We start from the raw sequence: 25138 nt of genomic DNA, 5'->3' as shown, positions 1-25138 counted from the left end.
GATAATTTTGTTACAAGTTCGTGGATACATATTTAATTGTTTATATGTAAACCTACAACAGGGAGGGTGTGATGTTTGCTTATATTTTTTGGTCTGCTTTAGCCCTTGTTGGTGCTGTCAACATAGTTAATAAATCAAGTGGGAAAAATTTAAAAACAATAAAATCAACTTCTTATTTTGTTGTCGCTCACGCTATTTTATTGTCTGGATCTTGTGTGATGGCCCTCGGTTTATTCGATTTGACCTTAAGTTGGAGCAATAAATTTGTAATGTTTACTATCATACTTTTACATAATAGCTTTATTGCATGGGCGGATTATAAAAAGTTAAGCTAGTTTGTTCCACGAATAGTTACTTAGCAATGGCGTGCATTCATACATCTTATGGCTTTAGAACCTTCATCTAGCAGCAATAATCCTTGTTCGCGCAGTCGTGACAGACTGTCGTGGCTTCGATGTACCCTACGCCGTAGCCAACAAGAGGCGGTTGCATCGTCAACCATGACCGCCACCAGTGATAACTTTTTTAATGCTTATGCCATATTCTTAGGGGCTAGTTTAGGCCAAATGGGTTGGGTAACTGGCTTACCTCAGTTGTTTGGCTCACTGGCGCAACTGTTGTCAGTATGGCTGGCGAGTCATTTTAGTCGTCGGCAATTTATAGTGGCATGTGCAGTGTTACAAGCCGTAGTTGTGTTAGGTATGGGCGCGTTAGCGGCATTTAGACCTGACAATGCAGTGTGGTTATTTATTGGCTTAGCGGTGTTGTATCAAGGTTTTATCAATCTTATTCAGCCGCATTGGCGTGCCTGGATGGGCATGATTGTACCGCAGCGCCGCCGAGGAGCCTTTTTTGCCTCACGTACTCGATTAACTATGATGGCCTCGCTAAGTGTGTTCTTTGTCGGTGGCGGTATTTTAACCTTAACCGACTCAATGCAAATGGCATGGTTGGGCTTTAGTTTACTATTTTCGATTGCGGCAATGGGCCGGTTTACTTCAGCCTGGTTGTTACTGCAAATGCACGACCCCGAGCCTAGAATTGCCAAAGCGTCTGGGGTGTTTAAACAAACATTTGGTAATTTTCGTGAAGCCTGGAAAGACAAAACCTTCCGCCATTACAGTTTATTTGTTGCGGGTATGCAGTGCATGGTCGCCATTTCGGCACCGTTTTTTGCGGTATACATGCTGGAAGACTTGCATTTTACCTATTTTGAATTTGTGCTTTCCAGCGTAGCGTCTATTGTTACGCAGTTTATTACTTTGCGATTTTGGGGCCGATTCAGCGATCTATACGGTAATAGGTTAGTGATGATCATCACCAGCTGCTTAATACCCAGCTTGCCGTTATTGTGGCTATTTTCCGACAACTATCTTTATATATTGGCGATTCAAGCTTTTTCCGGTTTAGCCTGGAGCGGCTTTACCTTAAGTACTGCCAATTACCTCTACGATATTCGACCTTTTCGCAGTGACTTTGCCATTTATGCCGCATTACAGGCGGCATTGAGTGCGGGTTTTGTGTTTGTTGGTGCGATGGTGGGGGGCGTCATTGCCTCGTATGCAGCAGAGTTTTTAATCTGGACAGGTTTAAACGCTTGGTTAACCAACCCCATATTTTTGGTGTTTATGATATCAACCATCATGCGATCGCTGGTGGCATTGTGGTTTATTCCGCGCTCTGTAGAGCCTAAAGCGCGTCCAAGACCTGAACTGCTCACCCTTATTTTCCGCATCCGTGGCTTTAATGCTATTTCGGGTGTCAGTTTAGATTGGTTAACCGTTGCTAAGAAAAAGCGTAATAAAGATAAGTAACCGCTACGTGATATATGAACGGTTAAAAGCTGCTGCGCGAGTAGTGCTGTATTAACTGGCTCATTCTAAATTTAAATCGTTAAAGTCGGTAATCAAAAAACTTACGTTTATCAGGGCCAGAAGCATTAGCGCTAATTTTGTTGGGGTGTTTATATTCATCCCAACTGGCCACATTACGGCCAGTATTCAGTTGCGGAAAGTTAAGCTGTGGAAAGTTTAACTGCGGAAAGTTTTGCGGCTGAGATTGAAGTTGTGGATATTGAAGCTGCCTAAATTCAGCCGTATCAGGCTTTGCTAAATCGATAAATTGCAGTAATTTAGCTAAGCTTCCTGTCACACTGATATCAATAGAGATAAAGTCATCTCGCCCTGCAAAATAACTCATTACTTGTTGCTGGTGGCGCTGATAACAGGCCGTTAAATGCGCTTCATCAAACACATCTTCAACTTGCCATATATCAAAGCAATGATTAAAGCTGCGCTTCATTACTGGATGAAAGCGGCCCTTGTCTTTATCTAAATGCACTAGCATTCTGCCCAGTAACATTTGCATCGACGGCAACCACTTATCTAACGGCCTATCTAAATAGACAAACTTAGCGTTGGGAAATAACTTATCTAATTGCTGATAATCACTAAAACAGGGCGCATCAGACACCGCATCGGCCAACATAAACGCCTGCTTAGTAAAGGCTTGGTGGGCAACCGTTAATCCTTGTTCAAGCAACGCCACACTCACACTCGTGGTGCCCGTACGTGGCAGGCCAATAATAAATACTTTATTTTCCTGTTCATTTGCCAATGTAGATTTAGGCATAGCGGCTTGTGGTGGTGTCGATACTTCAGTCAGCTTAGATGTCATTAATTACAGTCGCATTGAGTGATAAAAATTGAAGGTTATTGAATCAGTAAATGATTATACCGAAATGCCAGCCAAGGTGTTATCGAGCTTGCTAGTAGGCGTCATGAGGCAATTAACTATCCTATTCGCCTCATATGGTGAGGCGAATAAATTGCTATTTGCCTCATGTGGTGAGTAGAATAGGTTGGTATTTGCATCAAAACAGTATTTAAGTCAGCTAAACAGAGGTTAATATGTGGATTTGGCAACAACAAGAATGGCCTGACTTTGTATGGGATCATATCCGTATTAATCCTTTATTGCGTCAAATTCAATTTAACCAAGGTTTGTTACTGGGTAAGATAGGCACTGAATCTGTTAGTCAATGGACACTCGATACTATGATCGCCAACATCGTTCATTCAAGTGCGATAGAAGGCGAAACGCTCAACGCATTGTCTGTACGTTCATCTTTGGCCAATAAACTTGGGGTGAGCGAAGAAAACCCTTATCCCACTACTGCACAAACCGATGGTTTAGCTGATATCACCTTAGATGCGCTACAAAACTGGCAACAGCCACTTAGGCTAACGCGTATTTTAGATTGGCATGCTCTGTTGTTTCCGAGTAACCAAGCCGTGTTTAATCCTGTTATTGGCGGTAAGTTACGCGGCGATGAACCTATGCAGGTGGTATCGGGGCGTTTAGACAAACCGACGATCCATTTTGAAGCGCCTCCTCGAGATACGCTAGACCAAAGTTTAACGGAGTTTATTGAGTGGTTTAATCAATCACGAAAACAGGCAGACCTTGATCCGCTAGTACGAGCAGCCATCACTCATTTGTGGTTTGTCACCTTGCATCCGCTTGATGATGGTAATGGACGTATCACCCGTTTGCTCACCGATTTAGCATTAGCGCAAGCTGAACATCGTTCGATTCATTTTTATGCTATGTCAGTTAGCATACTTGAGCGACGTAAAGCTTATTACGCGATATTAGAGTCTACCCAACAGGGCTCCCTTGATATTACACCTTGGCTACTATGGTTTTTAGACACCTTAAATGATGCTGTTCAACACACTCTCAATAACATTGAACAAACCATCGCGAAAACCCAATTCTGGCTTCGTGTCGATCGACGCTTACTCACCCCAACATTAACAACAGAACAAGTTAAGGTACTTAACCGGCTGCTTGATGGCGATTTTAGTGATGGGATCAGCAGTAGCCAATATCAAAAAGTGGCTAAAGTCAGCCGCGCCACTGCCACCCGACATTTGGCTCAACTAGTTGAACAACAATGTTTGGTCAAAACCGGCGCGGGCGGTAGAAGCACAAGGTATGTGTTGGTGCGCTAATTTAATCGTTGTTCTGTAAGCATTTTATTGATAAATAATATTATTCTTAGTCGTAATATGCACTTATTGCTATGGTATATTCTTAGTGTTTTCACTTTCAAAAGGCCTATCTGACATGGAACAAGTTGGTATTTATGAAAAGCTTATTACTCAACTAATAGATAAAAGCATCAATCGTGATGTGTTCTATTTAGGTGAGCGGCCATTAGAAAGCGCTGAGGCCAGTGTTTGGCTATCGAGATTTTTGACCAAGATAATGGAGAGTGCCATTGGTGCAATTCCCAGTGGCGATAATCAACTTACAGAGCAAATCGGCTTAGCAAATAAGTTGGTGCTGTGGTTGAAAGATCATGTTCAAGATGATCAATTGATCACTGAAAATTTACTCGATAGTAAAGGCCGTATATTAACGGCACTATTTGATAAAACAAATCCTATAGCGACAGACTTTCCAGCGTTTACTAAGGCTATTTACCCGTTAACAGGGTTAAGTCAAAGTGAACTTTTTTGTGGCAGCAATGCCGGAATTTCTTTGGACACAGAGTTAAAGCGCGAGATCCGTTCAGCGGATAAAATTTATTGGTTAGTGTCTTTTATTAAGTGGGCCGGCATTCGAATTTTCAAGAATGAACTTGAAGAGTTTACTCGAAGTGGAAAAATCCTGCGGATCATCACGACATCTTATATGGGTGCGACAGATGCTAAAGCGGTCGATTTTTTAGCGAGCTTACCTAACACCGAAGTTAAATTGAGTTACAACACCAAGCGCGAGCGCCTGCATGCGAAATCTTATTTATTTTTGCGCAATACAGGATTTCATACTGGATACATAGGTTCATCGAATTTGTCCCATTCTGCGCTAACCAGTGGCCTTGAATGGAATTTAAAAATAACCAGCCAAGAAATCCCCCACATCATAGATAAATCCCTCAACACCTTTGAATCATATTGGCAATCCAGTGAATTTGAATTATTTAAGGGCGATATTGAATCTAAAAACAAACTTCACGAGGCGTTGCGGGAAGCTAAGGGCGGTTACAGTGACGACAGTGCATTTCATTTTGATATAAAACCCTTTGCACATCAGCGAGAAATCCTTGAGCAGCTGGATGTTGAGCGCACAGTTCATCAGCGCTATAAAAATCTAGTGGTTGCGGCAACGGGCACAGGTAAAACACTTATTTCAGCGTTTGATTTTGCCCGTTTTTATAAACAGCACCCAGAAGCCAACTTTTTATTCGTGGCTCATAGACAAGAAATTCTTAAGCAAGCTCTGTCTGCATACCGTGGTGTATTGAAAAATAATCAGTTTGGTGAATTGTGGGTTGCTGAGCATAAACCTAATAGCTACCGGCATTTGTTTGCTTCAATACAAAGCTTAAATTTGCAATTATCAAGCTTACCGCTCACCGCTGATTTTTATGATTATATTGTGATCGATGAAGTACATCACATTGCAGCCAGTAGTTATCGAGGATTACTAGCGCATTTCTCACCCAAGATTTTATTGGGGTTAACCGCCACGCCAGAGCGTCATGATGGGCAAAACATTCTGGATGACTTTTGTGGGGTAATAGCTGCAGAAATTCGTTTGCCCGAAGCAATCAATCAGCGCTATTTATGTCCTTTCCAATACTTTGCTATTGATGATGATACCGACCTTCGCAAAATTAAATGGCATCAAGGGCGATATGATATTGCAGAGCTAAGTCATTTATATACTCATAATGAACAGAGAGTTGTGCGCATTATTAGCAGCCTGAATGATACAGTCACTGACATTCATCAAATAAAAGCTTTGGCGTTTTGTGTCAGCAAAGAACATGCAGAATACATGGCAAAGAAGTTTAACTTAGCCGGTATTAGTGCGGATGTACTCACCAGTGATAATAGTCACGAGAGGCAACAAAAACGACAGAGTTTAATTAGCGGTCATGTGAACATTTTATGCGTGGTGGATATTTTTAATGAAGGTGTCGATATTCCAGACGTTGATACATTATTGTTTTTACGTCCAACCGAAAGCTTAACGATCTTTTTGCAGCAGCTAGGACGAGGATTGCGTCTAACCGATGATAAACAGTGCTGTACAGTATTGGATTTTGTGGGTAATTCTCGTGATGAATATGACTTTTCGCAAAAGTTTCGCGCGCTGGTTGGTAAAACGAATCAATCGATTAAAGATGAGATAACCAATGATTTTCCTCACTTGCCATTAGGCTGTCGGATCGAGCTAGAAGAACAGACTCAGGCAATGATTTTACGAAATATTAGCCGTGCAACCATGAATGCTAGCAGGCTGCGACAGCTCATTAACAATTTTGGGCACCAAAGTACGCTTACCTTAAGCTTGGTTAATTTTTTACGCTTTAATCCAAATGTTAATTTAGAAGACATTTATAAGCTAAAAATGAGTTGGTTAGAATTGGTTGGTAGTGCAAATAACAATCAAATTAATGAACAAAATTTAAACGTAATTCTAGCTAAAGCCTACTATCGTGCGATAAATTATCATTTGCTCGGCTGCAATTCCATTTCATATTTGCAGTTTTTAAAGCAGCTAATTATCGATAACTTCAGTTTCGATGATATGGATGCGACCCAGTGCCAATTTGCATTAATGTGCCACTATAATTTTTGGGATAAGTCAGGAACCGAGCTAGGTTTTACTAGCCTTAAGCAAAGTTTAGCTGCGTTGAGACATACTCAATTACAAGCAGAACTGCTTGATGTTATATCGTTACTTATAGATCGAATTCATCATAGCGAACTTGAAATGCATATCCCCTCAATACCTACCTTAAAAGTGCATTCAAGATATACTAGGGAACAAATACTCGCCGCCAGTGGTGCAAGTTCTTTTGACAGAAAATCAACCGCAAGGGAAGGCGTTTTAGTCCTTAACGATCTTAACGTTGAATTACTGTTTGTGACCTTGAAAAAGTCAGTCAAACAATTTTCACCAACCACCATGTTCCATGACTACGCAATTAATGAATCGCTATTCCATTGGCAATCTCAAAATAGTGCGAGACCCGAATATGGCAAAGGTTTAAGCTATATCGAGCATGAAAAAATGGGCCGTAAATTGATTTTGTTTGTGCGTGAACAAGCGAAAGATGAAAACGGTCGCACCATGGGTTTTGTCAATTTTGGCGAAGCGGTTTACATAGAACACTCTGGAGCGCAGCCTATCAATATAACATGGAAGTTAATGACTCCCATGCCTGATGCTATGTGGCATGAAGCTGCAAAATTAGCCGTAGGATAAGCTAACCATATTGGCATCTGCTGCTGTTGAAAACAGGATGTTTTCGTCAAGCCTCCATGGATGAGTTTACGGTGTATTGCAGGGGACGATATGGTGGGCGGATTACCCCATGAACCTGTCGGTAGCTCATCAGATAATTTTAGTTTTTTAGGTCTTCGCTTTTAGCTCTTCGCTTTTAGCTCTTCGCTTTTAGCTCTTCGCTTTTAGCTCTTCGCTTTTAGCTCTTCGCTTTTAGCTCTTCGCTTTTAGCTCTTCGCTTTTAGCTCTTCGCTTTTAGCTCTTCGCTTTTAGCTCTTCGCTTTTAGCTCTTCGCTTTTAGCTCTTCGCTTTTAGCTCTTCGCTTTTAGCTCTTCGCTTTTAGCTCTTCGCTTTTAGCTCTTCGCTTTTAGCTCTTCGCTTTTAGCTCTTCGCTTTTAGCTCTTCGCTTTTAGCTCTTCGCTTTTAGCTCTTCGCTTTTAGCTCTTCGGTCTTTAGGTACTCAATGATTAAAAACAAAAATGGCAGCCACGTTGGCTGCCATTGTTATTGATGCTAGTGACTTATTTGGGTCAATTCACTAGCGGTTTATCACTTTAGTTCTTGGCTCAAAGCCAAATTACAAGCTAGGGCTAGTTAATCGCCATCGATATAAAGTAACCCACAAATGTAGCGGTTACTACGCCAATAAAGCCTGGAATAATAAAGCTGTGGTTGAGTACGTATTTACCAATGTGGGTGGTGCCGGTTCTATCAAAACTAATTGCGGCTAAATCGCTTGGGTAGAATGGGAAGAAGAAATAGGCATAACACGCTGGCAGTACACCAATTAATACTGGAGCTGGGATGCCGAGTGAATACCCCAATGGCAGCATTATAGTTAATACCGCTGCTTGGCTTTTTAAGAAGATAGACGACACAAACATCGCGATAGCAAATGTCCATGGGTACACGCTGACAATGTCGCTTACCGCACTCACTAAATAGGTTTTATGGTGCTCAATAATGGTGTCACTCATCCATGCAATACCAAAAATGATAATGACCGCAGTCATACCGGCGGTAAACACGTTACTGGTGACAATTTTTTTCGGTGAGATATTGGTGGCGAGTAATATTACTCCACCGACTGATAGCATCATAAATTGAATCGCTACCGACATGCTGACGCCAGCAGGCAGTATTTGCTTACTAAACATCGCCACCATGATAACGGCAAATATACCCAATAAAAATACTGTTAAGCCTTTCTTTGCTGTCGATTCGGCCTGGGGTGTTTGCACCTCATCCGCTTTGGGGTCGGTTAATGCTTCACGAAACTCATCATCTGTTAAACGTGCCTGAAACTCTTCATCTTTATCTAAATCTTTACCGCGCTTTAAGCTCCAAGTACACGCTACTAGTAAGCCTGTTAGTGTGGCGGGAATGGTCACCATGAGTACATCAAGTAAGTTAATATCTAGATTATTATCAACGGCAGTGGCAAGCACTACTGCTGCTGCTGCGGCAATTGGGCTGGCTGTAATACCCATTTGTGATGCTACAGTTGCCATGGCTAATGGACGTTCTGGGCGGATGCCTTTTTTGTACGCCACATCGTAAATTACAGGAAGAAGGGGATAAACAGAATGACCCGTACCAACCAGAACGGTTAATGAATAGGTACATAGTGGGCCTAAAAAGACGATATGTTCAGGATGTTTGCGCAACAGCTTTTCAGCAAACTTTACCAACAGCTTTAAACCGCCCGTGGCCTCTAACGTCGCCGAAGCCGCCACTACGGCTAGAATAATTAACATTACACTAATAGGTGGCGCACCTGGTGCAACGCCAAATACAAATGCGAGTACCGATACACCTAACCCGCCCAATAAACCAAAGGCGATACCGCCATGGCGAATACCAACAAATATCACCGCTAATAACAGCAGCATGTGTATATAAAACATCGTGTTTTCTCCCCGCGTAGGTTTTTATGTAGGTTGTTATTATTTTTAACCTTTTGAAAGTATCCCACTACATCTTTGGGGTTAGTGATGTAACTCAAGCTATTGAATTAGGTGTGGTAATAAATGTTTAAAACGTGAACAACATTACATACCGCTGCGTATATTGTGTTGCGTCACTTTTGTAGGGGAGGGGAACGGTATTCGAAGTACAGAATATGCCGTTAACTACTCTGTTGAATTGCTTTGAGTAACATTTTTGCAATCGTTTTATCGTTACATTGTATTAGCTGCCAACGCTGGCAGTTGTTGAATGTGCAGTAGTGATTAATGGCCTCGATTAACGCAGAAACAAAATGCGCCTTATCATTTAATTCATCATGTTGGTTGGTCAATGTCTGCATTTCAATGTGCAGGTTTTGCAGTAACAAACAGTGGTTTTTTCGGTCGGCTTTTACATCCACGCGGCCAACAAAACCGTCACGCCATAGAATGGGCAGTGAATAGTAACCAAATTGGCGTTTAGCCTCAGGCACATACACTTCTATCTGGTAATCAAACCCAAACCATTGCCTAAGCTTTTGGCGTTGAATGACTAAATTATCAAACGGATTAAGTAGCCAGACTTTATTGGGAATAGCAGTGGGTAAGGTGAGCGTAGGTTGGTAGAAGTAAACGTGTTGTGTATTGGCGCTGGAGTCGGTAAAGCTGGCGATATCACCTTGTTCGCACAGTTGCGCTAATGTTTTGCTGAGTAGCGGTTTGAGGCCTTTGCGTAAATATTGTATTTGCTGCAAATTACCAAAACCATGCGCCGATAAATAACGCTGAATCAAGTGTTGGGCAAATTCTGTATCGCTAGGTGCTGTGGTGTCGATGTGCTTTGGGAGTACTCGCTCGGTTAAGTCGTACACCTTTTGAAACTTGTCGCGCCTAGCAACCATTAACTCGCCTTGCATAAACAACTGCTCAAGTGCTTTTTTAGCTGGTTTCCAATCCCACCAAGTGCCATTTTTAGTGTCTGACTCATGGGTGAACTGACTGGCTTTTAATGGACCTTCGGCGCTAATACGGGCTTTAACTTCGCGCATGACTTTATGTTCGGGCTCAAACCAATGCTTACCACCTTGTTGTAATTGCTGTTTGCGATACAGGCTAAAACGGTAATCTTCAATAGGTAGATAAGCAGCAGCATGGGACCAGTACTCAAACACGGTTTTATCGCTCATTGCATCATCTAACATGGTGGCAGAATATTCGGGCAGGCGACTGTGTAATACATGATGATGCGCGCGTTCGACCACATTAATAGAGTCAATTTGCACATAACTTAATTGCTGGATAAGCTTTGGCAATGACGCCAAAGGCTGTAATAAACCTTGCTGCTGCATATTGAGTTGGAGCCACTGTTTAGCTGAGTAGGGATTGGTCATTAAAGGCCTTTGCTGTAAGTGCTAATGCGTATAGATGCACAAGTGATGCATGGCATTGTAGACTGAAATTTACCTCAGAGTACACAAGCAGTTGGTGATAAGGCTGGTTGATGCTGGCGCGGATAGATAAAAATTTTTTTAGTCTGTTTTAGCATTTTCAAACGGCTTAATTTGGTATCCCTGTCTTTAATCATTTCCCCGCAGTTGGCTGCATATCGGTGTACCGATATGCAGCCCAAATAGGTTAAGTTTGTTTCTGTACTTGTTTCGTCCTTAATGCCTTTAGTACATCGTTCTGGGTTGTGTGTAGTGGCAACGTGATTGTGAATAATACGAGGATCTATTGAGGCGATACAGAATACCGGCCTAAATACCCACTTCAATATCAAACCAAGTTACGATTAATACGAAGGTTCCAGTTTTGCGAATAAACGCGCTTGTCTCCTTCATAAGCGTCTAGTTCTGCATCCAGATAAAAATAAAACTCATCGCAGTGCAGTAAGGTTCGAGTGACGGTCTCTACAGTCCAGTCACCTCGCTTAAACCCCCATCGCCAGAGAGTTTTACCCTGTGCCGATTGAAAGTCATCACGCTGATAGGAGTACCACTCATTCGCTTCGCGATTCACAATCAAGTCGATATCTTCGAGGAGGTAAGTACCGTTGTCGTTAATGACTTCTAAAGTAGACAAATCCTTGTCCAGTTCGCGGATTACTCGCCAGTTATGATGTCCTTCTATAAGTTGCTGCTTGGCACCACTGACGGAAGCCTCAGGATCAAGGAAAGTTATCGTTTCTTCACGTGGGATTCGACTCGGCAATATCACCCGACTGCAACCAGTGTAAATCTTGAGTTGTGTCGACTCTGCTGGAGGCCAAGCTAGCGGAAAATAAGAGGAAGAAATTGCAATTCGGATCCGGTGGCCCTTAGGGAAGGTCTGCGCGATACCGTTAAGCTGAAGCTTTACCCAATAGCGCTTATTTGGTTGCAGTGGAGTCGGATTTTCATGGCTATCTCTATGGGTCAGGTTCAGCAGGCCGTATGTTACCCTCGAACTTTTGTTATCTGGTTGCACATCCGATAGACGCACAGCGATCATTGCCATTGGCTTATTGGCCGATAATTCTAGTTCAATTACCACAGCCCCCATTATCTCAAGTGTGGTGTCGAGAGCCTCACTTGTGAAAACTAACGCTCCGCCTTCTTCTTCGCGCTGATCATGGGGAAGATCAGGTGTCGTGCTATATGAACACCATTTACCCGCAAACAGACCGTTGCTCAATGGCGACTGCAAACACAGCTCTTCCTCAGCAACATCTGCACACTCATCTACTAAGCGGTATTTATCAAGTTTGAATACTTGTGTGCCAATATTAGATGAAGGCCAACTTGGTTCACTGACCCAGCGGCCAAAGCGTTGATGGTAAGACGTTGACGGAGGCATACTGTCCAGCATCCATGCCCGCAGCATGGGCTCGTCCATAATGCCGGTCTCAATCCCTTTCAACCATTTATCCCACCACCGCAGACATTCCTGCAAAAAACCTATCGCAGGGCCGGGCATGCCAATATGCGGGTATTTATGGCTCCAGGGGCCAATTAATCCTTGTCTCGGACCAGGCAAGTTGGTGAGCAGCCGAAAAACTGCATTACTGTAGCCATCGGCCCAGCCGCTGACAGCCATGACCGGGATATGTACTTTAGAAAAATATTCGCAAATTGAGCCATGTTGCCAATATTCGTCACGGTGTTGATGATTAAGCCAAGTATCGAGCCATAAGCCACTGCCTTTAAGGCGTTCAAACCACATGTCGCGCCACTTGTTACCGACAATTTGTGGATCCGGTGGTAAAGAGTTGTAAGCAAACATCGTCGAGGCCCAAGAAAGATTATCACCGAGCAGGCAGCCTCCCATATAGTGCACATCATCGGCATAGCGATCATCAGTAGAGCAAACGCTGACGATAGCTTTAAGTTGCGGTGGTTGCATTGCCGCAATTTGCAAGCCATTGAATCCCCCCCATGAGATCCCATACATGCCAATATTGCCGTCGCACCATGGTTGCTTCTCAAGCCACTCAATAACAGTGATACCATCGTCGAGTTCCTGCTGCAGATATTCGTCCGTCAGCACACCTTCAGAGTCGCCACTACCACGGATATCCACACGGATACAGGCATAGCCGTGTCCGGCAAAATATGGATGCATGGTTTCGTCGCGTAGTCTGACGCCATCACGTTTACGATAAGGAATAAACTCGAAAATAGCCGGTACAGGCTTAGCTTCAGCATTTTCTGGCATCCAGATGCGGGCTGAAAGACGAATGCCGTCGGCCATCGGGATCCAGCAATGTTCGATATGGCGGATTTTGTATGCGCAGTGCTTGGCAACCGTCATATTTCCTCCTTATGGTTATCGCGCTGATCATTTAAAGCAGTGGCACAAGTTCCAGCGGTAATGCCTGTTGTACATCATGATATTTCTGTAACAGTTCCTGTTCGCTATCACCACCGATAAATACAGTCGCGATCTCGTAGCTGTAACTGTCTTGATAATTAAGATCAGACAGGCGCATTCCCTCACGGACATGCAGCTGAATATCAGTGCCTCCGATACGCTGGGTAATGGCCTGTATTTCTTGCTCTGTGGGTACTCGGTTAACCTGTGCATCAGCATGTGTACGCCACATAAACTTAGCCGAATATCGATATAGGCCTTTACGATGGGGAAATATAGGCTGTTTTCCTAAGGCCAAATCCAGCATTATCTGGTGATGTGACTTGCCATCGACATTGCGAAATAATGGCGAATGGGACTTGGAAATACGGGTATTAATTTCCAGCAACCAGATATGGTCACTATCCTTGTCCCAGTAATATTCGATATTGAATGGACCATTATCAAAATCGATAGCGGTAAGGAAGCGCTCGGTGACGGCGATCATTTTGTCCTGAATAGGCTGTGGGATCGATGATGGATACTGATAGCGAGAAAAGCTGGAACCATGCTCACCTTCACGTATTGAGTCAACTGTTCCATAGACGCACAGTTTGCCATCAAAAACATAGCCTTCAAGCGTGCATTGCTGGCCATGGGAGATTATTCCTTCGGCGATGCAGTGATAGCCATCAACAGCGGCAATTTCATCTGGCAGGTCGGCAAATTGAAGTAAATAATTGAACGGTTTGGCAAAGCAGTAGATTTTTTTGCGGATCTCTATAATCGCCATTTCGAGTTCACTATCATCACGCACCATAAACCCAAGGTGTGATAAAACTGCTTTTACTGGCTTAAGCCAGAAAGGATAATCGAGGGTGATTTGCTGTCGATAATCATCTTTAAAAGGATCAACCGAGCAAAAGTTTGGGATATATTCTGGGATGACTCGGCGCTGTTCCAACCTGCTCCAGTATTTATGCTCACATTTGAGTACGGCTTCAAAGCTGGGAGAGGGTAAGCCTAAAGATTGGCACAATAGAGGGAGCATGGTGCTAACGGGGAAATCCAAATAGCCGACAATGGCATCTACGGAGTCAGGATAGCTATTCAATCGCGCTAAAGCGCCTTCATACAAGGTTTCGACCGGAAATTCTTTTCCTGTCTTTACCTCTGAATATTGATAAAGCTCATGAAAACAATATTCATGGGCAGAATCGAGCGAACGCATTAGGGAAAGGTTGAATTCGTCCGCACCAAAAACAAAAATATTTTTCATTTTTCGGCCCCCTGCTTTGTTATCCCTTCATTGCCATTAATAACTGTTCTTAACGAGATACTGTTTATTTTAACGGCATATATGAGGGTAGTTGATGGCGATCTGCTTGTCTATTAAATGGGGCGAAATTGGCCTAACTTAATTGCTCAATGCCTTATGTGCTTTGGGCTCTAGCACATTGATGCATAATTGACATTGATATGTATTAGCTTAAGTTCAAATGAATAACTAGATTTTTTAACAGTTATGACGAATCAAATTAGTCACCATTTTAGTCCTACTTTTTCACTCAATAGGAAACCGTCACACAAAGCGCTAAAAACAAAAAATCCGTAATAACATTTGTCATTACGGATTTTTAGCATTTGAGAGCAGGGAGAAACGTTACTCTACGTTTTGGATCTGCTCGCGCATTTGCTCAATCAGTACTTTTAGCTCAACTGCAGCTGAAGTGATTTCTGCGCTGATTGATTTTGAGGCTAGGGTATTTGATTCGCGGTTAAATTCTTGCATCATAAAGTCTAGACGGCGGCCTTCGCTGCCACCTTTTTTTAGAATGCGGCGAGCTTCAGCTACGTGAGCTTCAAGGCGGTCCATTTCTTCGGCGACATCTTGCTTTTGCGCCAATAACACCATTTCTTGTTCGATACGGGCAGGGTCTAATTCACCAGTAATATCGGCTAAGCGGTTAGTTAATTTGTCGCGTTGATACTGCATTACTGTTGGCATGTGTTCACGCACAACGTTCACTTGCTCCATTACGCCGTCTAAACGGGTTAGTAGCATGTCTTTAATCGCTTCACCTTCACGGCCGCGAGCTTCGATAAACTGATCGATAGCACTGTCGAACGCGATCATTAAATCGGCACCTACGCTATCCATATCTTGCTCTGCTGCCGATAGCACGCCAGGCCAACGCAGTACATCTGTTAGGCTGAGTTCGCCTTGTCCTGCCTCTTGTTTTAACCAGTTTGCTGCACTTAATAGCTGTTTGGCTAAATCTTGATTCAGTTGTAATTCATTACTGCTGTTGTCGGCGAGTTCATAACGTAAATTAACTTCGATTTTGCCGCGATTAAGGCGTTTACGTAAGCGGTCGCGTAAGACAGGTTCAAAGCTGCGAAACTGCTCAGGTAGGCGCAGGTAGGTTTCTAAGTAGCGCTGGTTGACTGAACGGATTTCCCATGAGGCAGTGCCCCATTGTGCTTTGTGCTCGATACGAGCGTAGGCTGTCATGCTTTGGATCATGAAGTGTCCTGTTATGTTATTTACGCGAATGTGAGTTGATTATAGCCGTTTTAGCGGATGGGATTAAAGGATTAGTCGATAGATTTGTGGCTTATCGCTGCTTACCATGGCATCTAACGGCGTGAAGCTCTATAATATGGGCTCAAATATGATATGAATTCGACTACAGGACTTTTCATGCGCCCAAGTAACCGTACACCAGCTCAAACTCGCCCTATCACTATTACGCGTTCTTTTACTGCACATGCTGAAGGCTCTGTTTTAGTTGAGTTTGGCGACACAAAAGTATTATGTACAGCAAGTTTCACTGAAGGCGTGCCGCGCTTTCTTAAAGGCCAAGGCCAAGGTTGGGTAACAGCTGAATACGGTATGTTACCGCGTTCAACTCACAGCCGCATGGACCGTGAAGCGGCTCGTGGTAAGCAGTCTGGCCGTACTCAAGAAATTCAACGTTTAATTGGTCGTGCATTACGTGCAGCTGTAGACATGAAGTTGTTAGGTGAAAACACTATCGTTATCGATTGTGATGTTATTCAAGCTGATGGCGGTACGCGTACTGCGGCTATTACTGGTGCTTGTGTGGCGTTAGTTGATGCGCTTAACTGGGCTCGTGGTAAAGGCATTATTAAAGCTAACCCACTTAAGTTTTTAATTGCAGCTGTTAGTGTTGGTATTTACAAAGGCGAAGCGATCAGTGATTTAGAATACATTGAAGACAGTGCTGCTGAAACTGACATGAACGTTGTGATGACAGAAACCGGTAAGATTATTGAAATTCAAGGTACTGCAGAAGGCGAGCCATTTAGCCATGAAGAGTTACTTGAGTTGTTAGTGTTAGCTAAAAACAGTATTCGCGAAATTGTCGATGTGCAAAAAGCCGCATTAAGTTAATATGCTGTTGAAAAATGAGGACCGATTACGGTCCTTTTTTTTAATCTAAAATTTGATGAAAGAGGAATAACCGTGAAAGCCTATCAACGCGAATTTATTGAGTTTGCCTTAGACCGCCAAGTATTACGTTTTGGTGAGTTTACCCTTAAATCTGGCCGTACGAGTCCGTACTTTTTTAATGCTGGATTGTTCAATACGGGTAAAGACTTAGCGCGTTTAGGTCGCTTTTATGCTGCGGCGTTAATGGACTCGGGTATTGAATTCGATTTGCTATTTGGCCCAGCGTATAAAGGTATTCCGATAGCGACAACCACAGCTGTAGCGTTATGCGATCATCACGATGTGGATATTCCTTACTGCTTTAATCGTAAAGAAGCCAAAACCCACGGCGAAGGTGGCAGTTTGGTGGGCAGCGAGTTAAAAGGCAAAGTCATGCTGGTGGACGATGTGATCACCGCAGGTACCGCTATTCGTGAATCGATGGAAATTATTAATGCTCACAATGCCCAACTTGCGGGTGTGTTGATTGCATTAGATCGTCAAGAAAAAGGTAAGGGCGAGTTGTCGGCGATTCAAGAAGTTGAACGCGATTTTGGTTGTCAGATTGTGTCGATTATTAAGCTTGCTGACTTAATCAGTTATTTGTCTGAAAAGCCGGGTATGGAAGCAGAACTTGCTTCAGTTAGCGCGTATCGTGAGCAATACGGTATTTAATCTTATTCCAATTTTAAACAAAAACGCAGCCCCTAGATTATTACATTAGGTGGCTGCGTTTTTATTGGCGCTATGCTGCATTACACTATTTTACTTGGTGTAAAAACTCGGCGCGGGTAGCTGGGTTTGATTTAAAAATACCACCAAGCGCTGTAGTGGTAGTTGAGCTGGTTGAGTCCATTACACCACGAGATTTAACACAGTAATGTACCGCATCCATTTTTACCGCAACGTCTTTAGTTTCAAGTAGAGTTTGCAGTGCCACTAACACTTGTTGGGTTAGGCGCTCTTGTACTTGTGGGCGTTGGGAAAAGAAGCGCACGATACGATTGATTTTAGACAAGCCAATAATTTTTGTGCGTGGCAAATAGGCCACCGTTGCGAAGCCATCTATGGTCACTAAATGGTGTTCGCAGGTGCTGGTAAGACTGATGTCTTGTACACGCACCATTTCATCAACACCCATTTTGTTTTCGATAACCGTGATCTTAGGGAAGTTTTCGTAATCAAGCCCAGAGAATATTTCGTCGACATACATTTTTGCGATACGACGAGGAGTATCAACTAAGCTGTCGTCGGTTAGGTCGAGTGACATTAAGGTCAAGATTTCACGCATATGGTGTTCAATTTTGACTTTACGTTCTTCAGGCGTGGAAGTTTTTGGCAGCATTGGGGTTTCTAACCCACGGTCTTTTAGCGCTGCTTGTACTTTTATTGCGGCTTCACTGAGTGCCATATATCCTCCAACGACTCGATATCACTGTTTGTATGAGTGTAGATTAACACCCACTTTGCTGCCCCGTAGGGGAAAAGGAGAATAGCGCGATTTGCTGTAAATTAATACTGTAGGTAACAAAAAAGCCGACCCCGTTAGTCGGGTATCGGCTTTTGGTTGTTATACGCTTAAGCGATATCTACTTTACATTTAAGTTCTCTTTGATGAACTTAAGCATGATTTCATAATATTTTGTACGGTTTTCGGCATTAAAGAAGCCATGACCTTCTTTTCTCCAAATCTCTTTCTGAAATGGATAGTTAGCTTGTTCTAAGGCTTTTTCCATTGCTTCAAACTGTTCGATTGGCGCGCGTTCGTCTTCTTCGCCATGAATTAATAGCACTTTAGCTTTAAGTTTGTTGACGTTATGTGTTGGTGACATCGCACGTAGTTGTTGGATATCTGTACCCAATACGTCTTTTAAGTATGCCTCACCACCATAAGAGTCTGGTACATCGCCCGTTTTATACATTTGCTCTAAATCATAAACACCGGCAACACCAACGGCACATTTAAACATGTCTGGCGCTAACATCGGGCTCATCAATGCTGAGTATCCGCCAAAGCTGCCACCAGAAATACACACTCTATCTTTGTCGGCATAACCTTGATCGATGACATATTGAGTTGCGTCGATAATATCGTATTGAATTTTGCTGCCCCAAGCGAGGTAACCAGACTCTTCAAACGCTTTACCATATCCACCAGAACCACGGAAGTTAACTTGTAACACGGCGATGCCATTTTGCGCTAATAGTTGGTTTTCTGGGTTAAATACCCATAAGTCGCGCGGGCCATGTGGTCCACCATGTGGATTAACCACGAGAGGCATATTTTTATGCTCTTTAAGGCCGCTAGGTAGGGTTAAATAGCCATGAATAGTGACGCCATCACGGTTAGTAAAACTGATTGGACGCACTTCTGACATTTCACTAGGATCTAGCGCAGCATTTTCAGCAAACAAGAATTTTAATTTGAGCTTTTTACGGTCAAATAAATAGTAGTCACCAGAGTTTTTGTCATTCATTGCAACAACGATAAGTGTATTGCCGTCGATGGTTTCACTGACAATACGAATACGATGATCTGGAATAGCAGTCATTAGCTGTTGTAATGCTTTGGCTTTAGCACTTTCAGTATCGACAAAGCGATACTCAGGATAACCATTTTCAAACTCTACTGCGTAGAGGGTATTTGTTTGGTCACTCACCCATGTCATGAATGGATCGACAACATCATGTTGGATGATTTTTTTATGTTTAGCCGTTGCGAGTTCGACTTCGTAAATAGCGCGAGTAGCGCCTTCACCATTGGCGATAGCATAAATTGATTTGTTGTCTTCTGTGAACGAAATAGGGTAGAAATCGGTTAGTCCGCCTTTAATTCTTTCTGCATCAACCCATTCACCATTCTCATAGTAGAACAGTTGATCATCGTTTTTCTTATCTCTTGCAAAGCTAAAGCGAACGTCTTCTTTATTATCAACAAGGAAACCTGCATTTGCGATAGGTGAAGTGGTAAGGCGTTTACGTTTACCTGAGTAGACGTTAACGCGATATACAAGGGTATATGCGTAGTTCATCCCATTCCAAGGATAGGCCATAACGTAAATGTATTTGTCATCATCTTTTAAAGTATCTAAAACAAATGCACTTGCGCGGATAGCTTCATTATTTGAAATACTCGTTCCTGTCGAGCCGCCGCCATTATAACCAAACAGGTATTTAGATTTGCTGCCATCATAATTTACAGCGAGTAACTCACCATAATAATCTGACACTTCACGCTGGGCATGCTTATAGAGTTTTTGTAATACAATCCGCTCGTCATTGACCCAATAATAACGGCCCACTTCTTCATCACCATTGAATTTGACCGCGTAAGTCGGCTTCATGGATTCAAGGTTGAGGATGAGCAAGGTGCGCTTTTCATCTTCAATGAGAATAACCGCGAGGTGCTCACCATCGGGAGATATTTTGACTTCAGAAAACTCTGAATCGGCACTGAAGTCTTTAATTTGAGGAGCCGCAAAAGTGTGGGTGGTAAATAGAACGAGCAAACAACATGTGAGGTATAAAATGCGCAGCATAAATACAGTCCGTGTAATTAATGTTAAAAATGTAACGTTATTGTATTTAATTCAAGTGGTCGGAGCAATACGTACTCACTATTTATTCATTGAGATGAGGTGGAATATGAACATATATTACGACTTTTAATTGATGTTAATACCTGTTTTCTTGGCCTATTTGCGCGATAGAATTTGCTTAGAAGCATAACGCAGGTACAAAAAAGCCGACCCCGTTTGCCGGGTATCGGCCTGTTGATATAATGCTTATTAGCTCATTACGATTTAATGTCTAGGTTCTTTTTAAGGAATAGAAGCATTTTTTCATAATATTGGGCACGATTGTCATCATTGTAGAAACCATGGCCTTCATCATCCATTACCAGTTTTTCATAGGGATAATCACGTGCTTTAAGGGCTTTTTCTAATGATTCTAGTTGTTCAATGGGCGCTCGTTCATCGTCACCGCCATGTACTAGAAGCAAGTTTGCTTTAAGCTTATCTACATTTTCTGAGGGAGACATAGCCCTTAGTACTTCACTATTTTGACCTAAAACATTTTTAAGGTAACTAGTACCCGAAGCACTATTTGCAATATCTCCTTCATCGAACATCAGTTCTAAATTATAAATCCCTGCAAAACCGATAGCGCATTTGAACAGATCGGGTTCAAGTATTGCGCTTTGCAATGCACTATAGCCACCAAAACTACCACCAGAAATACAGATGCGGTTTTTATCTACATAACCTTGATCAATGACGTAATGAGTGGCGTCGAGAATGTCATATTGTACTTCTGAACCCCATTTTTGGAATCCAGCTTGTTCAAAATTTTGTCCAAAACCACCTGAACCACGGAAATTGACTTGTAATACTGCCATCCCTTGATTTGCTAGCATTTGGTTTTGAGTATTAAACCCCCATTCATCTCTTATTCCATGTGGACCACCATGGGGATTGACTACAAGAGGGAGGTTTTTCGCTTCTTTACCATAAGGTAATGTTAAATAACCGCTAATTATTTTACCGTCTCGGCTGGTAAAGCTAATTGGCTTCACTTCTGACATTTGCGCTGGGTCGAGCCATTTCTTGGCAGAGGCTAAGTGTTGGAGTGTGAGCGCCTTGGTGTCAAATATATAATAATCACCAGGATTTCGATCGTTAAATGCCACCACGATGAGTTTTTCTGAATGACGAGTTTCGCTAACAATACGAACTTGATGGCCAGGTAATGATGCGAGCAACTGCTTTAGCAATTTTGAATGACTGTCTTCTGGATTGACGAAAGCGTAAGACGGATAACCATTTTCAAATTCAACTGCATAGAGTTTTTTGGTCGTTTGGTTTATCCAGTAATTACTGGGATCACTTTTGTCATCTTTAATAATTTGCGTTTTTTCACCTGTTTCTAGATTGATTTCATAAATCCCTAAGGTTTCGCCTTTTACCCGAGCCGCAGCATAAATACTATTTTTATTTTCGGCAAAAGATATTGGGTAGAAATCATCCAAATTGAGTTTGAGGTTATCGGTGTTAAGCCATTCGCGGTCTTGACGATAAAATACTTTTGTTATGTTGTTTTCGTCTTCGCCTGCAACAAAGCGTACTTCACCATCGTGATCGGTTAAAAATCGAGAGTAACCTATAGGCGAAGTGGTGACTTTTCTGCGGAACCCTTTGTATAAATCTACACGGTATACAGTTTGTGATAATTCATAGTTTAAAGAATTAGACTCATTCCATGGGATTGCATTGACGAGCATATAGCGGTCGTCATCGGGCAGGGGATCTAAAATAAATGCAGTTGCTCTTATTGGGGTATTTTTCTTCAGATGTGAACCAGTTTGTTGCTCGCCGCTATTAAAACCAAAAAGGTAAGTTGCTCTTGACCCGTCGGCATTAACAGCCATTAGCTCACCATAATACAGCGGTACGTCACTCCAACCTTTTAAGTATTCTTTTTGTAAGACGATTCGTTCATTATTTACCCAAGCGTAATCACCCACTTGGGCATTGCTAGGGAAAAATATCGCATGATGTATTTGTTTTGTTTTTGCATTTAATATTAGTAGCTTGTCTTTACCATTATGTTTGGTTATTGCACTAATATAATCGCCTGTTGGAGATATTTTTACATTGCTAAATTCAGCCCCTCGGCTAAATAGTCGTGCAGTAGAAAGGCTTTCTGCTGCAAATGCATGGGTGAATAGGCCACCACAGACAAGTAACATAATGGTTAGGTATTTGATGAAAATCATGAGACATCCTTGTTTAATCGTTCGTTCTTACTTCGTTTTTATGTGGTATAAATATTAGATCTGATACGGTTTAAGGGTAAAGGAAGAGTAAGTAGCATTGGCAGCAAAAGGACCGAACTAGCATCCTTTATTTATGCGATATTAACTTCTTAGCAATTGCTGTTGAATAAACGTCCACTGTTCATCAAAGTGTTGTGTTGGCTTTTGTTTAAACTCACTGCGGACAAACTGTGAAATACGTCCTTCTGCAAAGGCTAACAGCAAGTTGGCGAGAATGGCTTCATCGATATTAAAGCCTACTCCTTCACGCAAAGTTTTTTCACGTAGAATTTGTTTGATGTGTGTTTCTATTTTGGCAAATAGCACGTCGATCCTACTTCGTAGACGTTCATTTTCACCTAGCAGAGCATCACCATTAAGTACCCTTGAAATACCTGGATTACGTTCAGAAAATACTAATAGCAGGTGTAGTACCAACTGGCAGCGGGTCATGGTGTCTTTTTCTTCGTCCATGATGATGTTTAAGCGTGATAAAATCGCATCTTCAATAAATTCGATTAAGCCTTCAAACATCCGCGCTTTACTGGGGAAGTGCCTATACAGTGCGGCTTCTGACACGCCAACTTCGGCGGCGAGCTTTGCTGTTGTTATACGTTGACCTGGGCTGGTTTCGAGCATTTGCGCCAAGCATTGTAAAATATGCTCACGACGATTTATTTTAGGGCTTTCAGCCATTATCTGTTCCTTGGCTCAGTGACTACTTGAAAAGGTTATTTGGTGCCTGAATGACCAAAGCCGCCTTCTCCACGATCTGAGCTATTAAACTCATCCACTACGGCAAATGTTGCCTGTATAACGGGTACAAACATCAATTGTGCTAATCGATCGCCTATTTCGAGTGTGAATGGTTTATCACTTCTGTTCCAACATGACACCATTAACTGTCCTTGGTAATCGGAGTCAATTAAGCCCACTAAATTACCCAAAACAATGCCATGTTTATGACCCATGCCTGAGCGCGGTAAAATCACCGCTGCAAGGCTTGGGTCTGCCACATGAATGGCGATACCTGTTGGAATTAATACGGTTTGACTTGGCTCAATGACCATCGCGGTGTCGATCATTGCACGTAAATCCATGCCTGCGCTACCGGGTGTCGCATAAGCTGGCAAAGGAAATTCATTGCCGATGCGTGAGTCGATAATTTTTAGTTCAATGGGTGTTTTCATGATTTTTTTAATTGTTGTTCTATCAATGTAAGTAATTGGCGCGCCAGTGTCAGTTTGTCTGTGGCGGGCAGTTGTTGGCTGCCGTCTTGCCAAAATACCTGTAGTGCATTGCTATCGGCATTAAAGCCTAAGCCTTGAATAGAGACATCATTGGCGGCAATCATATCAAGCTTTTTGCGTTGCAGTTTGCCTCGGGCGTATTGCTCTACATCGTTGGTTTCTGCTGCAAAACCTACTGTGAATGGACGAGTCGCGTGCTGAGCTACCGTGGCTAAGATATCAGGATTCCGCACTAGCGCAAGTTGCATTTGTTCAGCCGATTTTTTGATTTTTTGATCCGCGACATCAGCTATTCGATAATCGGCTACTGCGGCGCAGCCAATAAAAATATTATGTTGTTCAACCTGTCCCATCACTGCATCGAGCATTTGTTGTGCTGAGCTCACATCAATACGTGTGACACCTGCTGGTGTGGCTAGATTAACCGGACCTGAGATTAATGTGACGGTTGCGCCCATTTCTGCGGCTGCTTGGGCTAAAGAGAAACCCATTTTTCCTGAGCTGTGATTAGATATATAGCGAACGGGGTCAATTGCTTCACGCGTTGGCCCTGCAGTAATGAGCAGCTGATGGCCTTGTAATATTTTAGGGCCAAAAAATTGTATCATTTGTTCTGCCATAACGACGGGTTCTTGCATTCTGCCAGGGCCGACTTCACCGCATGCTTGATTACCTGAGGCGGGTTGCCAAATGGTAAAACCTTTACGGGCTAAATTAGCCATGTTTTCTTGGGTAGCGATATTTTGGTACATTTGTTGGTTCATTGCAGGGCAGACAATGACGGGAGCACTGGTCGCTAAACAGGTTGTTGTTAATAAGTCATCTGCCATGCCTGCATTAATACGTGCAATTAAATTTGCCGTAGCAGGTGCAAGCAATACAACATCAGCCCAACGAGCAAGTTCGATATGACCCATAGCAGCCTCTGCTGCGGGATCGAGCAAATCAGAGGCTACAGGATGGCCTGAAAGCGCTTGTATGGTTAATGGAGTGATAAACTCCATTGCGCTCTGAGTCATGATGACACGCACGTCTGCGCCACGCTCTTTTAATCGACGGATTAAGTCCGCACTTTTATATGCGGCAATACCGCCACCAATTCCGAGTAATACTTTTTTATTTGTCAGCATGATGCACATTATCCGACTCAAACCTAATTGCGGCTAACAATATCACAAACCTATGACAATTTGCGCAGATCCAATCTCAAAAATATCGACCATACTGTGTAATACCAATCCTATTAAATATGCGATCTTTCAGCGGGAGTTCAAAGTGCTGTATGCAAGGCAGATGATTGAAGCGAATAGTGATTCTATTTTGAAAACATCTAACGAAGCATAAAGTACTTTGAAACCCGCCAGAAAGGAGTCTCTCAGGTATTCCACTTCTGTGTTGCATCGATTTAAAAGGGAACAACCATTTCTACATCAATGCGCCTTGAATTAAAAAACCTGAGAGACTCTGAACTGATCAGATATTTAATGAGATTGGTATAAGCAATTCGAACTCTATTTTTGAAAAAGACAACAATTTG

General features: G+C 42.6%; 18 protein-coding genes. 6 read left to right on the top strand and 12 right to left on the bottom strand.

Features of this window, described 5'->3' with window-relative positions:
* Positions 1 to 71 precede the first annotated feature (71 nt).
* Both SFRI_RS19785 and SFRI_RS19780 read left to right on the top strand, forming a co-directional pair.
* Entirely contained in the window at positions 72 to 335 is a 264-nt protein-coding gene (locus SFRI_RS19785) for a hypothetical protein (RefSeq protein WP_041413251.1), read from the top strand.
* Between the two features lie 48 nt (positions 336 to 383).
* Positions 384 to 1814, top strand: a complete 1431-nt coding sequence (locus SFRI_RS19780; RefSeq protein ID WP_011639254.1) for an MFS transporter — start codon at positions 384 to 386, stop codon at positions 1812 to 1814.
* 79 nt (positions 1815 to 1893) lie between these two features.
* On the opposite strand, the gene SFRI_RS19775 is transcribed toward SFRI_RS19780, so the two are convergent.
* Positions 1894 to 2631: a sulfotransferase family protein gene (locus SFRI_RS19775; RefSeq protein WP_150099448.1), complete on the bottom strand. Its 738-nt coding sequence runs from the start codon at positions 2629 to 2631 to the stop codon at positions 1894 to 1896.
* Positions 2632 to 2909: 278 nt separating this feature from the next.
* On the opposite strand from SFRI_RS19775, the gene SFRI_RS19770 reads away from it, so the two are divergent.
* Together SFRI_RS19770 and SFRI_RS19765 are read left to right on the top strand one after the other, a co-directional pair.
* Complete coding sequence (locus SFRI_RS19770; protein WP_011639252.1) at positions 2910 to 4016, top strand: Fic family protein; 1107 nt, start codon at positions 2910 to 2912, stop codon at positions 4014 to 4016.
* A gap of 115 nt (positions 4017 to 4131) precedes the next feature.
* Positions 4132 to 7287, top strand: a complete 3156-nt coding sequence (locus SFRI_RS19765) for a DUF3427 domain-containing protein (protein ID WP_041413250.1) — start codon at positions 4132 to 4134, stop codon at positions 7285 to 7287.
* A 608-nt stretch (positions 7288 to 7895) separates the two neighbouring features.
* Here SFRI_RS19765 and SFRI_RS19760 read toward each other — a convergent pair.
* The 5 genes from SFRI_RS19760 to SFRI_RS19740 all read right to left on the bottom strand — a co-directional run bounded on the left by SFRI_RS19760 (position 7896) and on the right by SFRI_RS19740 (position 15606).
* A complete protein-coding gene (locus SFRI_RS19760; protein WP_011639250.1) occupies positions 7896 to 9212 on the bottom strand; it encodes an anaerobic C4-dicarboxylate transporter in 1317 nt (438 codons plus the stop codon).
* A gap of 221 nt (positions 9213 to 9433) precedes the next feature.
* Positions 9434 to 10642, bottom strand: coding sequence for a winged helix-turn-helix domain-containing protein (locus SFRI_RS19755; RefSeq protein ID WP_011639249.1), 1209 nt, complete (start codon positions 10640 to 10642; stop codon positions 9434 to 9436).
* A gap of 385 nt (positions 10643 to 11027) precedes the next feature.
* Complete coding sequence (locus SFRI_RS19750; protein ID WP_011639248.1) at positions 11028 to 13040, bottom strand: CocE/NonD family hydrolase; 2013 nt, start codon at positions 13038 to 13040, stop codon at positions 11028 to 11030.
* 31 nt (positions 13041 to 13071) lie between these two features.
* Positions 13072 to 14358, bottom strand: a complete 1287-nt coding sequence (locus SFRI_RS19745) for an ATP-grasp domain-containing protein (protein ID WP_011639247.1) — start codon at positions 14356 to 14358, stop codon at positions 13072 to 13074.
* A 384-nt stretch (positions 14359 to 14742) separates the two neighbouring features.
* A complete protein-coding gene (locus tag SFRI_RS19740) occupies positions 14743 to 15606 on the bottom strand; it encodes a YicC/YloC family endoribonuclease (RefSeq protein ID WP_011639246.1) in 864 nt (287 codons plus the stop codon).
* A gap of 177 nt (positions 15607 to 15783) precedes the next feature.
* On the opposite strand from SFRI_RS19740, the gene rph reads away from it, so the two are divergent.
* Both rph and pyrE read left to right on the top strand, forming a co-directional pair.
* Entirely contained in the window at positions 15784 to 16497 is a 714-nt protein-coding gene (gene rph / locus SFRI_RS19735) for a ribonuclease PH (RefSeq protein ID WP_011639245.1), read from the top strand.
* Positions 16498 to 16569: 72 nt separating this feature from the next.
* The gene (gene pyrE / locus SFRI_RS19730) at positions 16570 to 17211 is read left to right on the top strand and encodes an orotate phosphoribosyltransferase (protein WP_011639244.1); all 642 of its coding nucleotides are present in this window, start codon (positions 16570 to 16572) and stop codon (positions 17209 to 17211) included.
* Between the two features lie 85 nt (positions 17212 to 17296).
* On the opposite strand, the gene folE is transcribed toward pyrE, so the two are convergent.
* The 6 genes from folE to coaBC form a co-directional block, all read right to left on the bottom strand.
* Positions 17297 to 17947, bottom strand: coding sequence for a GTP cyclohydrolase I FolE (folE, locus tag SFRI_RS19725; protein WP_011639243.1), 651 nt, complete (start codon positions 17945 to 17947; stop codon positions 17297 to 17299).
* 178 nt (positions 17948 to 18125) lie between these two features.
* Positions 18126 to 20075, bottom strand: a complete 1950-nt coding sequence (locus SFRI_RS19720; protein ID WP_011639242.1) for an alpha/beta hydrolase family protein — start codon at positions 20073 to 20075, stop codon at positions 18126 to 18128.
* A 257-nt stretch (positions 20076 to 20332) separates the two neighbouring features.
* Positions 20333 to 22285 (bottom strand): alpha/beta hydrolase family protein, encoded by a 1953-nt coding sequence (locus SFRI_RS19715; protein ID WP_244262889.1) that lies wholly within the window; start codon positions 22283 to 22285, stop codon positions 20333 to 20335.
* 168 nt (positions 22286 to 22453) lie between these two features.
* Positions 22454 to 23047 carry a nucleoid occlusion factor SlmA gene (slmA, locus tag SFRI_RS19710; protein ID WP_011639240.1) on the bottom strand — a complete coding sequence of 198 codons (594 nt, stop codon included), beginning with the start codon at positions 23045 to 23047 and terminating at the stop codon, positions 22454 to 22456.
* A gap of 35 nt (positions 23048 to 23082) precedes the next feature.
* A complete protein-coding gene (gene dut, locus SFRI_RS19705) occupies positions 23083 to 23541 on the bottom strand; it encodes a dUTP diphosphatase (protein ID WP_011639239.1) in 459 nt (152 codons plus the stop codon).
* A complete protein-coding gene (gene coaBC, locus SFRI_RS19700) occupies positions 23538 to 24740 on the bottom strand; it encodes a bifunctional phosphopantothenoylcysteine decarboxylase/phosphopantothenate--cysteine ligase CoaBC (protein WP_011639238.1) in 1203 nt (400 codons plus the stop codon). Before coaBC ends, dut begins: the two co-directional genes overlap by 4 nt.
* Positions 24741 to 25138 lie beyond the last annotated feature (398 nt).

This window comes from Shewanella frigidimarina NCIMB 400 (genome assembly GCF_000014705.1).
GTDB classification, from domain to species: Bacteria; Pseudomonadota; Gammaproteobacteria; order Enterobacterales; family Shewanellaceae; genus Shewanella; species Shewanella frigidimarina.
The sequence above is the reverse complement of the archived record's forward strand: the minus strand, read 5'-3'. Positions and strand labels throughout refer to the sequence as shown.

Bases quoted from the DNA above. Each gene is read 5' to 3' on its own strand.
- rph (WP_011639245.1), top strand. From the start codon at position 15,784: ATGCGCCCAAGTAACCGTACACCAGCTCAAACTCGCCCTATCACTATT.
- SFRI_RS19785 (WP_041413251.1), top strand. From the start codon at position 72: ATGTTTGCTTATATTTTTTGGTCTGCTTTAGCCCTTGTTGGTGCTGTC.
- slmA (WP_011639240.1), bottom strand. From the start codon at position 23,047: ATGGCTGAAAGCCCTAAAATAAATCGTCGTGAGCATATTTTACAATGC.
- SFRI_RS19755 (WP_011639249.1), bottom strand. From the start codon at position 10,642: ATGACCAATCCCTACTCAGCTAAACAGTGGCTCCAACTCAATATGCAG.
- SFRI_RS19715 (WP_244262889.1), bottom strand. From the start codon at position 22,285: ATGTTACTTGTCTGTGGTGGCCTATTCACCCATGCATTTGCAGCAGAA.
- coaBC (WP_011639238.1), bottom strand. From the start codon at position 24,740: ATGTGCATCATGCTGACAAATAAAAAAGTATTACTCGGAATTGGTGGC.
- dut (WP_011639239.1), bottom strand. From the start codon at position 23,541: ATGAAAACACCCATTGAACTAAAAATTATCGACTCACGCATCGGCAAT.
- SFRI_RS19745 (WP_011639247.1), bottom strand. From the start codon at position 14,358: ATGAAAAATATTTTTGTTTTTGGTGCGGACGAATTCAACCTTTCCCTA.
- SFRI_RS19770 (WP_011639252.1), top strand. From the start codon at position 2,910: ATGTGGATTTGGCAACAACAAGAATGGCCTGACTTTGTATGGGATCAT.
- SFRI_RS19780 (WP_011639254.1), top strand. From the start codon at position 384: ATGGCTTTAGAACCTTCATCTAGCAGCAATAATCCTTGTTCGCGCAGT.
- SFRI_RS19765 (WP_041413250.1), top strand. From the start codon at position 4,132: ATGGAACAAGTTGGTATTTATGAAAAGCTTATTACTCAACTAATAGAT.
- SFRI_RS19740 (WP_011639246.1), bottom strand. From the start codon at position 15,606: ATGATCCAAAGCATGACAGCCTACGCTCGTATCGAGCACAAAGCACAA.
- folE (WP_011639243.1), bottom strand. From the start codon at position 17,947: ATGGCACTCAGTGAAGCCGCAATAAAAGTACAAGCAGCGCTAAAAGAC.
- SFRI_RS19750 (WP_011639248.1), bottom strand. From the start codon at position 13,040: ATGACGGTTGCCAAGCACTGCGCATACAAAATCCGCCATATCGAACAT.
- SFRI_RS19775 (WP_150099448.1), bottom strand. From the start codon at position 2,631: ATGCCTAAATCTACATTGGCAAATGAACAGGAAAATAAAGTATTTATT.
- SFRI_RS19760 (WP_011639250.1), bottom strand. From the start codon at position 9,212: ATGTTTTATATACACATGCTGCTGTTATTAGCGGTGATATTTGTTGGT.
- SFRI_RS19720 (WP_011639242.1), bottom strand. From the start codon at position 20,075: ATGCTGCGCATTTTATACCTCACATGTTGTTTGCTCGTTCTATTTACC.